Source organism: Vibrio sp. R-1 (assembly GCF_035615595.1).
Classification (GTDB): domain Bacteria; phylum Pseudomonadota; class Gammaproteobacteria; order Enterobacterales; family Vibrionaceae; genus Vibrio; species Vibrio cholerae.
Map to the genome: position 1 here is coordinate 1 of NZ_WPDC01000102.1, position 10,480 is coordinate 10,480.

At 48.2% G+C, this 10,480-nt stretch carries 8 protein-coding genes; 7 read left to right on the forward strand and 1 reads right to left on the reverse strand.

The window, feature by feature from the left end; genetic code table 11:
• Nucleotides 1-609: DUF2913 family protein (locus GOU96_RS15450; protein ID WP_324702003.1), on the forward strand; the 609-nt coding region annotated here is incomplete at its 5' end.
• 85 nt (nucleotides 610-694) lie between these two features.
• Here GOU96_RS15450 and GOU96_RS15455 read toward each other — a convergent pair.
• Nucleotides 695-2,131, reverse strand: coding sequence for a DUF2867 domain-containing protein (locus GOU96_RS15455; RefSeq protein ID WP_042988446.1), 1,437 nt, complete (start codon nucleotides 2,129-2,131; stop codon nucleotides 695-697).
• Between the two features lie 127 nt (nucleotides 2,132-2,258).
• On the opposite strand from GOU96_RS15455, the gene GOU96_RS15460 reads away from it, so the two are divergent.
• The 6 genes from GOU96_RS15460 to GOU96_RS15485 form a co-directional block, all read left to right on the forward strand.
• A complete protein-coding gene (locus GOU96_RS15460) occupies nucleotides 2,259-3,635 on the forward strand; it encodes an MATE family efflux transporter (protein WP_000117910.1) in 1,377 nt (458 codons plus the stop codon).
• 125 nt (nucleotides 3,636-3,760) lie between these two features.
• Nucleotides 3,761-4,432 (forward strand): ABC transporter ATP-binding protein, encoded by a 672-nt coding sequence (locus GOU96_RS15465; RefSeq protein WP_000939696.1) that lies wholly within the window; start codon nucleotides 3,761-3,763, stop codon nucleotides 4,430-4,432.
• Nucleotides 4,413-6,866, forward strand: coding sequence for an ABC transporter permease (locus GOU96_RS15470; RefSeq protein WP_267782890.1), 2,454 nt, complete (start codon nucleotides 4,413-4,415; stop codon nucleotides 6,864-6,866). Before GOU96_RS15465 ends, GOU96_RS15470 begins: the two co-directional genes overlap by 20 nt.
• On the forward strand, nucleotides 6,867-7,985 hold the full coding sequence (locus GOU96_RS15475; RefSeq protein ID WP_267782893.1) for a lipocalin-like domain-containing protein: 1,119 nt from the start codon (nucleotides 6,867-6,869) through the stop codon (nucleotides 7,983-7,985).
• A 278-nt stretch (nucleotides 7,986-8,263) separates the two neighbouring features.
• On the forward strand, nucleotides 8,264-9,412 hold the full coding sequence (gene nhaA, locus GOU96_RS15480; RefSeq protein WP_001281946.1) for a Na+/H+ antiporter NhaA: 1,149 nt from the start codon (nucleotides 8,264-8,266) through the stop codon (nucleotides 9,410-9,412).
• 597 nt (nucleotides 9,413-10,009) lie between these two features.
• Nucleotides 10,010-10,480: aminotransferase class III-fold pyridoxal phosphate-dependent enzyme (locus GOU96_RS15485; RefSeq protein WP_324702004.1), on the forward strand; the 471-nt coding region annotated here is incomplete at its 3' end.

Here is a 10,480-nt window from a genome sequence, read left to right on the forward strand (position 1 = left end):
GAATTAGAGGCCGAACATAAAGCGGGCAAGCTTGCCAATGCGCCAGTGGCTAACAACCATTTTCTAGTGCATTGGGTGACGAAAGCGCTAAAAGCACAACGGTTTCACCGCTGCGTGGGTGATGATTTAACTCAGTGGCAGAAAGCGGGGCGCTCAAAAGGAACAGAATCACAGCTGTTACCGACCTTTCAACGCATCTCCGCCTATTACGCGCATTTTTTTGCACAGCAAGAACACACACCGATCACCGATAAACAAATCGAAGCGTTTTTGGATGAGATGGAGCAAGCAGGTTGGGAAGTTTCCACCTCTGAGCCGTTAGTCAATGCAGGAAAAGTGCAGATTTTTACTGACGGCCAGAATTCATTGGCTCTTTGCTCTGTGCAGTGTGAAGCTTGTTTTGATGGTGAACGGTTAGTGAAACCAATGAACTGGTTTGTGCGCGGTCACCATGCTGGTTTTATTGAGAAAGCCTTTGCGGCGGGATTTATGGTACACAAGCAAACCGATTACAAATCGAATGTGAAATACCATGGTGAGTACCTGATTTTCCCCGCCAACCAAGGTACTCAGTTGGCGGAAATTCCGATTTCTTTTCGTGCTAACTAACTTTTTGTGCTAACTAATAGCTCAGTTAGATCAGTTTGAAAAACGGCGCTCAAAAGCCTGACTGAAAAAAACCTCATCCCGTCGCTTAATCTCGGCGGGATTTTTTTATGATGGCTTTTACCATGCCACGAAAGATAAACAGATGCGCTGGCATCATGGCATACCAGTACATCAAGCCGAGAAAACCTTGTGGGTGCCACCACGCCGTTACATTCAGGCGTCGCTTATCGCCCAAATCATCAATGGTAAATTCCAAACGTCCTAGCCCCGGGCCTTTCATACCAAACAGTAAGGACAAAAACTGCTGCGGTTGGCAGCGGATCACCTTCCAAGAGTCGATATAATCTCCCACTGCGAGCTCAGCACCAGCGGGATAGCGACGAATCGGCTTACCACCACCAAACAGCACATCCAACCATTCACGAGTACGCCACAGAATATTGGCAAAAAAATACCCTTGATCGCGGCGGCCTATAGTGCGGATGACTTTCCACAGCGCGTGGCTGCTTAACTCGGTTTCGATGCTGGCCCCCGCTTGCTTGGGGTAATAACCAAAACCCGGTTGCCAACGGACAATAGCGTGAGGGTCAAATCCCCATACTTGGCTACGCACGAAGGTTCCTTCACTGCTGATCGCCGCTTTGACCGACTCTCGATAGGCGATCAATGGCTGTGGATAGCGTGCTTCAATCGCTTGGGTGTCGGCAATAAAATCATGTGTTAACCCTTCCAGCAGCGAGCGTCCAATCGAGCTTGGCACCGAAGTCACCATACCGAGCCAGCGTGCAGCCATACTTGGAGTGAGAAAGCGCGTCGACCATAAGCGATAGGGTTTCCCGGTCAATTCGCACAGAATCTGAAACTGTTCGCGATAGCTGAGGACATCAGGCCCGCCAAGCTCAAACGTCTGATGCATCTTTGGCTGCTCTTCGGCAAATTTCAGTAAATAGGTGTTGAGATTAGCCAGAGCAATCGGATTGGCTTGGGAGTCAACCCATTTAGGCGTAATGAGTACTGGCAAGTTGTAGACAAAATCGCGCATGATTTCGAATGCAGCCGAGCCAGGGCCGATGATAACCCCCGCTCTCAGCTCCGTGATCGGGATCCGTGACTGGCGCAGTATCTGCCCAGTAGCGTAACGCGCTTGTAAATGAGGGGAGCGGCCAGACTCCGGTTGGAGCGAGCTTAAATAGATCACATGTCTTACTTGGCTATGCGCAAGATCGAGCGCGTCTTTTACATTTTGTGCCAATGAAAGCTCGTAATCGACAAAATCCCCTCCATGCGCCATGCCATGAACTAAGAAAAAGACCAAATCATAATTGGGGATGGTGGCGAGCGTTTTCTGACGATCCGCTAAATCCAGCGTGAGCCGAGTTAAGTTGGGATGAGTGGGCAAGCGCGCATGCAATGTCTCGATATGACGAGAGGCAGCCGTGGTATGGTATCCCGCATTCAGTAGTAGTGGCAGCAACTGCGCCCCTACATAACCTGATGCACCTAACACTAATACCTTTTTCATCCGACGGTCCTTTTTAATCGTTTGTTGTGCTTATGCGTGCGTGAGTATAATAGCGGCTGTTTTTTCTGCCTACTATGTCCTTAACCTTAACAGGTAATAGGGAGTCCTCACACTTTGGAGTGATACTGTGTCTGTTGTCTCTCAAGTTTTATCCCACATGAGAGGGGATTTCTTCCGCCGCTTGATCGCGATTGCTCTGCCGATCACGCTACAAAATATCATGTTCTCCAGCCGCGGTTTGGTCGATGTACTAATGCTCGGGCAACTGGGAGAGGCCGAAATTGCCGCCGTGGGTGTCGCGGCACGAGCGACCTTTGTGACTACGATCATGCTGGTGGGCGTGACCACAGGCGGCGCACTGCTCACGGCGCAATATTGGGGTGCGGGCGATCGCAAAGGTGTGCGTGAAAGTACGGCACTGACTTGGTTAGTCTCTAACTTCTTTGCCTTTTTCACGGTATTGCTGTTCCTGTTTTTCCCACAGCAAATCATGTCGTTAACGACCGATTCGGAGCAAGTTAATGCGTTGGGTAGTCAATATCTGATCATCACCTCGTTCACTATGTTTGCGGTGGCTTGTGTCAGCAGTATGGCAGTCGGACTTCGCGCGATGCACAAGCCCGGGGTAAGCACGTTTTTCAGCGGTATCGGCATTGTGTCTAACGTGGTACTGAACTGGATCTTAATTTTCGGTAAATTTGGATTCCCAGCGATGGGTATTCAAGGGGCGGCGATTGCCACCGTGTTGAGTGGCGCGATTGAAATTGCTTGTTTGTACAGTTACTTGTATGGCAAAAAACATTTGATGGCCTTTGGCTGGCAAGACATCAAAGCGGTGATTGATTGGCCGAAAATTAGCCGTTTTCTACGTTTGTCATTACCCACCACCTTTAACTTTCTGATCTGGGCTGCCGGTTTATTTACCTACCACGCGATCATGGGGCAGACGGGGGTTCAGGGGCTTGCTGCGCTATCCGTCATGACACCGGTTGAATCGATTTCCCTGAGTTTACTGATTGGCATGTCTACTGCAGCGGCAGTCTTGGTGGGCAATCAACTTGGCGCGAAAAACTATGAAGCGGTGTACTACCAAGCGATAGGTGTAACCGCATGCAGTGTGCTGGTCGGTATTGTTGTCGCGATTGGTCTGTATCTGGTGCAAATTCCGGTGCTTGGTGCATTTACGGCGTTAACACCTGAAACGCGCGAGTTATCAGAAAAATTTATGCTGATCTTGTGCTTAGGCATCGTGCTGCGTTCATTCCCGATGACCGCGATCGTTGGCGTGTTGCGCGCGGGCGGCGATGTAAAATTCTGTCTCGGCCAAGACATCGTCGCGCAGTGGTGTATTGGTATCCCGTTAGCCGCCTTTGCTGCGCTAGTGTTAAAGGTCGAGCCGGAGTGGATTTACCTGCTGTTTTTGACTGAAGAAGCGGTGAAGTGGTTTGGCTCACTACACCGTATGAAAAGCAAGAAGTGGATGAAGAATTTGATTGAAAATTAGACACTCATCGTTCGATCGGTGCAAATTAATGCATATAGTGTGATCTGCTAGCCAAAATACTTTCTCCGCTTAGGGTTTTGGTGTAGATTCTGTGTCCGGTTTCATTTTCGGCAATGAGTGGTTCGATGTTACAGCTAATAGACCTATGCAAAGGCTATGTAGATGGTGATGAATTTCATCCCGTTTTGCAGGGAGCTGAGTTGACGTTGAACCAAGGTGATCAGTTGGCGCTCATGGGCGAGAGTGGCTCTGGTAAAAGTACTCTGCTGAACTTAATCGCTGGTCTGGATAGTGCTGACTCGGGGGAAATCTGGTTTCCCGGATTTCCCATGCATCACACTTCTGAGCACCATCGCACGGCATTTCGTCGTGACAATATTGGCCAAATCTTCCAGCAATATAACTTGCTACCCACACTCAATATTGCCGATAACATTCGTTTCTGTCGTCAACTGAAAGGTTTACCTGAAGATGCCGGTTTGTGGCGACAAATTCTGTCGGCTCTCGATCTTATGCCTTTGCTGGGTCGCTACCCAGAAGAGGTGTCTGGTGGTCAACAACAAAGAGCGGCGATTGCGCGCGCTTTGTATATGGAACCGAAAATTTTACTTGCTGATGAGCCGACCGGCAGCTTAGATGAACGCAATGCCGAAGCGGTAATGCGCTTGCTCACGACTCTGACTCGTCAGCTCAATTGTGCTTTGCTTTTGGTGACGCACAGTGAAAAAGTTGCGCAGCACATGGATGGCTGTATTCGTCTGCAAGGAGGACAGCTGCATGTTATGGCCCGTAGTTAAGGCGCTATTGGGTCATTATCGTCGCTATCCATTACAGATTTGTCTGGTCTGGCTTGGTCTGACTCTCGGTGTCTCTCTATTGGTGGGCGTTACAGCCATTAACCATCATGCCAGACAAAGTTATGAGCATGGTGAGAAGCTATTTTCTAATCCTTTACCCTATCGTATCCGCTCCAAGCATATTGCTAATAAAATTCCGCAAGGCTTATATATTCAGTTACGTCGTGACGGTTTTCAGCAGTGTGTACCTTTCGATGATTACCGTTTTAGTACTACCTCAGGTTTAGATCTGATTTTACAAGGGGTTGATCCCGTCGCGTTACTCTCTCTCGACAACGGCAAACCCTTAGCTCAACAAAGTGGTTTGCAACTAATGAACCCACCATATCCGGTCATGGTGAGTCAAGAGTTAGCCAAACTGCAAGATTGGCAAGAAGGGGACTACATTGCGCTGACGGATGGTTCTCAGCTTGGCCCGATTGTGATTGATAGACATAACCAAGTCACGGGAATGCGAGTAGTGGCCGACTTATCTTTGGTTCGTATGCTCAAAAAAGGCTCTGGATTGACGGTGATCGCGTGTGCGGATATGCCACCGGCCAAGCTCGATAAACTGAAAAAAAGCTTACCCAATGGCTTAACGCTCACCCGCAGTACACGTTCAGAGTTGGAGTCTTTAACGCAAGCTTTCCATCTCAACTTAACCGCGATGGGCATGCTGGCCTTTTTAGTCGGTATCTTTATTTTCTATCAAGCGATGTCACTGTCCATGGTGCAGCGTCAGCCTTTGGTGGGCACGCTAAGGCAAATTGGTGTTAATGGTTGGCAACTGACCAAAGCATTGCTGATTGAACTTTTGCTATTGGTATTGGTGAGTTGGGGATGCGGTAACGTCTTGGGTTTACTGCTTGCCAATCAATTAATTCCATCTGTCGCGAGCAGTTTGGGTTATCTGTATAACGCCAATGTGGACTTAGCAATTGGTTGGGATTGGTCATGGAGCAGTTACAGTCTTTTGATGGCACTATTGGCGGCCTTTGCTTCTTGTACATGGCCTTTGGTGCGTTTGTTGCGTTCTCAACCCATTCGCTTATCGGCACGCCTGTCACTGGTTCGCTTTGCGGGGAAAGAGTTTAAGCTACAAGCGCTATTGGCCTGTGCTTTGTGTGTGGCGGCGGTCGCGATTTATCAAGCCCCGAAAAGTCAGCAATCAGGGTTTGCGATTATTGGCTTAATGCTGCTGAGCGTTGCGCTGTTTACTCCCTACATTATCTGGACGTTATTCACCAGCTTTTCTTACACGCTGCGCTGGGTCAAAGTGCGTTGGTTTTTTGCCGATGCCGCCGCGAGTATGAGTTATCGTGGTGTCGCCACGATGGCATTTATGGTCGCTTTAGCGGCCAATATTGGTGTTGAAACCATGGTCGGCAGTTTCCGAGACACCACAGATCGCTGGCTGAGCCAGCGCCTTGCGGCCGATATCTACCTCTATCCGAGTAACAGTGTCGCTTCTCGTATGAGCCAATGGCTTGGCCAGCAACCTGAAGTTGACGCGGTTTGGTGGCGTTGGGAAAAAGATTTCGCATCGCAACACGGGCCAGTACAAATCGTCAGTACGGGCGCTTCGGATGGTGAGCTAGACTCACTCACCGTCAAACTGGGCGTGCCTAATTATTGGTACCATTTGCATCATGCGCGGGGGGTAATGATCAGTGAATCAATGGCGTTGAAGCTCGGGATTCGTCCCGGTGACCTGATCGATTTACCGGAACCGATGGGCTCGGGGTGGGCGGTTTTTGGGGTCTATTACGATTACGGCAATCCTTATCATCAAGTGATGATGTCCCATCAAAACTGGATGAAAGCCTTTGCCGGAACTGGCAACGTGGCTTTGGCGGTTGTGCTCAAAGAAGGGCTCACCGGAGAAAGCGTCAAAAAACGTCTTGATACCATTTTCAGGCTGGATGCGGATCGTATCTTTGATAACACCAATATTCATAGCCATGCGATGCGGGTTTTTGATCGCACGTTTTCGATTGCGGGAACGCTGGGCAATATCACCTTATTTATCGCCGTCTGTGGCATTTTCTTCTCAACTCTAGCGGGAGAAACATCGCGTTTACGCCATATCTCTTTGTTGCGTTGCCTTGGTGTGTCAGGTAAAGAGCTGGTGCTGATCGGCGGTATGCAGTTATTTGTTTTCGGCGCTATCTCTTTATTGATTGCACTGCCTTTGGGATTAACTTTGGCCAAATTAGTGATTGATGTGGTGATCAAGCATTCGTTTGGATGGACTATGCAGTTGCAAATGGTGCCGGGAGAGTATGTGTACACCGTGGTGTGGTCTATGATGGCTTTAATTTTGGCGGGCGCTTTGCCGATTATTCGCTTGGCAAGAAAATCACCGATGAAATCACTGCGAGAGGCTTTGTAAATGCGCCGCTTTCGTTTGCGCTTGAAACCTTGGGTATGGCTCTGCCTCGGCGCTCTGTTTTTTGTGGTGGGCTTTATTGGCTATGAGCAGGATGAGTCTCACAGCATGTTACTGCACTCGGCTGATCCTGAACACTCGACGGTACAGGCAGTGTTTGAGCCCGTTTTACCCAATCATCCCGTTCGTTTACCGGCTGATTTTGCCTCTCGCCCTGAATTTGAACAAGAGTGGTGGAAGATATACGCGTTGCTGGAGGATGAACAAGGCAATCCGTTCAGTGTGCAATGGAACTTTTTGCGTTTGGCGCAGGATGAGCGTGATACGTTAGGATGGCAGACGCCTCAGCTTTATTTTTCTTCTATCGTGATTAATGGCAAGAAAGTGAGCCTACGCGATCAAAAAATAGCTCGTGGCGGCATTGGTCAAGCTGGAATGGGCGATCAGCCTTTTCGGATGTGGATTGATAACTGGACTTGGCGTTCATTGGGCATGTGGCCTTTACCCGGTAATTTGCACCTCAGCACCGATCACTTCGCCCTAAATCTGCAACTGCGTGCGCTTGGTCCTTATGTGTTATCGGGGGATCGCGGTTATCAGGTCAAACAAGAACTGCTTTCTCTTGCGAGTTACCAGTTTCAACTGCCCTATATCGCAGTTCATGGCGATTTGGTGGTAAGTCCTGAGCTACCCGCATTGAAAGTACGCGGACGCGCTTGGTTGAGTAAAGAGTGGGGCAGTGAGTTAGTCGCTAACGATCTGGCGGGCACGGATAGTTTCGTCATCCCACTCAATGATAAGCAGTGGTTGACGGTGAATCGCTTTCGCCACCGTGGAGTGCCAGATTCAGTGTACGGCATGCTGCATAACCTCAACGGTAAGAGTGTCGCGTTGTTGAATCGGGATATTCAACTCGAAGCGCTTTCTTCCTCTTCATTGAGTAATGGAAAGCGAGTCCCTCTACGTTGGCGGTTAGCGATTCCTAAGTATCAAGTGAATGTATCTATTGAGCCATTGGATCGTGACGCTTGGCAGACATTCTTAATTCCGTATTGGGAAGGGCGTATTAAAGTGCTTGGAAGCCACAATCAGACGGGTTTTATGCAGTTATCAGGCTATTAATTTCCTGTGATGATTATTTAGGGTTTGACAAAAAGGCGCGTTAAGCGCTTTTTTGGTTATGAGAACAAGATAAAACAATCAGTTACTATTTTTGATCTTGGTATGAAACTGAGACTGTCTATACTCAATTAAGGTGAAATTCGCAGTGAAATACTCATGGATTCGAAAAAACCGAAGTAAATCCTCATTACAATCGATTTTTCCATTACACTAAGCCTAGCTACACTCTGGAACATTCTTTTGTTAATCAATTATTAACATAATTTAAGGACAAACCTATGTCTGACATGATTAGAGATTTCTTCAAGATGGAATCTGCGGGGGGCATTCTGCTGGTGATTGCGGCGGCCATTGCTATGGTCATTGCCAATTCAGCAATGGGTGAAGGGTACCAAGCATTTTTACATACCTATGTCTTTGGTATGTCGGTTTCACACTGGATTAATGATGGCCTAATGGCGGTGTTTTTCTTATTGATCGGTTTAGAGGTCAAACGTGAACTGCTGGAAGGGGCGCTAAAATCCCGTGAAACGGCGATTTTCCCTGCGATAGCGGCGGTAGGCGGTATGCTGGCTCCTGCATTAATCTATGTAGCCTTCAATTTTAACGATCCGGCTGCCATTCAAGGTTGGGCGATTCCTGCGGCCACCGATATTGCGTTTGCGCTCGGGATCATGGCGCTACTGGGTAAGCGTGTGCCTGTGAGTTTGAAAGTGTTTCTGCTGGCGCTAGCGATCATTGATGACCTTGGCGTAGTAGTGATCATCGCTCTGTTTTACAGCAGTGATTTATCAACCATTGCACTCACCATCGGCTTTATCATGACGGGTGTGCTGTTTATGCTTAATGCCAAGCACGTCACTAAATTGAGTATTTATTTGGTGGCAGGCCTCATCCTATGGATCGCCGTATTAAAGTCGGGTGTTCATGCTACATTGGCTGGAGTAGTGATCGGTTTTGCTATTCCGCTGAAAGGCAATAAGGGTGAGCATTCACCGTTGAAACACCTTGAGCATGCACTGCATCCTTATGTTGCCTTTGCGATTTTACCTGTGTTTGCTTTTGCCAATGCTGGTATCTCATTGCAAGGCGTGTCATTAGCAGGGCTTACTTCTATGCTGCCACTGGGTGTAGCACTGGGTCTATTCCTTGGTAAACCACTCGGCATCTTTAGCTTCAGTTGGGCTGCGGTTAAACTCGGGGTAGCAAAACTGCCAGAAGGGATCAACTTCAAGCATATTTTTGCAGTATCGGTACTGTGTGGCATCGGTTTTACTATGTCGATCTTCATTTCATCACTGGCCTTTGGTCAAGCGAATGAAGCTTATGATACTTATGCGCGCTTAGGTATTTTAATGGGGTCAACCACCGCGGCATTACTTGGTTATTCTTTACTGCGACTCTCTCTGCCGCTCAAAAAAGCGTAATCATTTCATCAGGCTTTAAACAATTCTAGCCTCCGCAATGCGGGGGCTTTTTTGTCGTTTCACACTATGACAGTGTGCTGAGTTTGCAACTCAATTGAGAACCTAGAGTGAAGTTAAAGTGCAGAAATTCTTATAACCATTCATATCAATAAGGCTATGCAACCGATGCGAATAATTATTAAAAACGATTGCGCTTGACTTTCTTTTTATGATAAGGTTCGCGCCAATCTCGGACTGAGCTTCTGGGGGACACGCGTGGTGACCATTCAGGCTGATTGTGACACCACGTAGGGTAGGTATCGACAAGTCCTTTTGTCGATAGACGGGATACTCTTGCTGCGGAGCGGCATGTGAATGGGAAACCCAACATTGAACTCACTTAACTTATACACATTAATCAGCTTTGTACTTCCTTTATGCCCTGTTCAACAGGACAGTAGCATTACTGAACCTTGATTCTCTGATTTAGCAATTCGTCATCCAAGCGATGACCCACATTCCGGCTTGCCTATGCGCAAACGCGGAGCATTTTGCTATTCGCCATTTCCATAACCTAAACCGGAAAGGCGGAAACGAATCATCTCAAGGGGAAAAAAGATGAGTACAGCCTTTGAAGTCGATAACCACATCGCAACTCTGTTTTCAACTCAAGTGCCGTTGCTAGACGGTCTTTACGATCTCACTCCAGACCAAGTGCTGCTCGATCAAGCTGCGCATGAATCTGAAGTGCGTTCTTATCCACGCCGTATTCCTATTGCCATTAAGCAAGCCTATGGCTGTTTGGTGGAAGATACGCGTGGGCAGATTTTCTTGGATTGCTTAGCCGGTGCAGGTACTTTGGTGCTCGGTTATAACCATCCAGAAATCAATCAAGCACTGAAAGCACAACTCGACTCTGGTTTGCCATACCAAACTCTGGATATCGCAACCGAAGCGAAAACCCATTTCATCAAGACCGTGAAAGGCTTTTTGCCTAAGGCCTTGGGTGAAGATTGTGTGATCCAGTTCTGTGGCCCATCGGGTGCCGATGCGGTTGAGGCTGCAATTAAGCTTGCCAAGCAAACCACG

Bases quoted from the DNA above. Each gene is read 5' to 3' on its own strand.
- GOU96_RS15455 (WP_042988446.1), bottom strand. From the start codon at position 2,131: ATGAAAAAGGTATTAGTGTTAGGTGCATCAGGTTATGTAGGGGCGCAG.
- GOU96_RS15465 (WP_000939696.1), top strand. From the start codon at position 3,761: ATGTTACAGCTAATAGACCTATGCAAAGGCTATGTAGATGGTGATGAA.
- nhaA (WP_001281946.1), top strand. From the start codon at position 8,264: ATGTCTGACATGATTAGAGATTTCTTCAAGATGGAATCTGCGGGGGGC.
- GOU96_RS15470 (WP_267782890.1), top strand. From the start codon at position 4,413: ATGTTATGGCCCGTAGTTAAGGCGCTATTGGGTCATTATCGTCGCTAT.
- GOU96_RS15475 (WP_267782893.1), top strand. From the start codon at position 6,867: ATGCGCCGCTTTCGTTTGCGCTTGAAACCTTGGGTATGGCTCTGCCTC.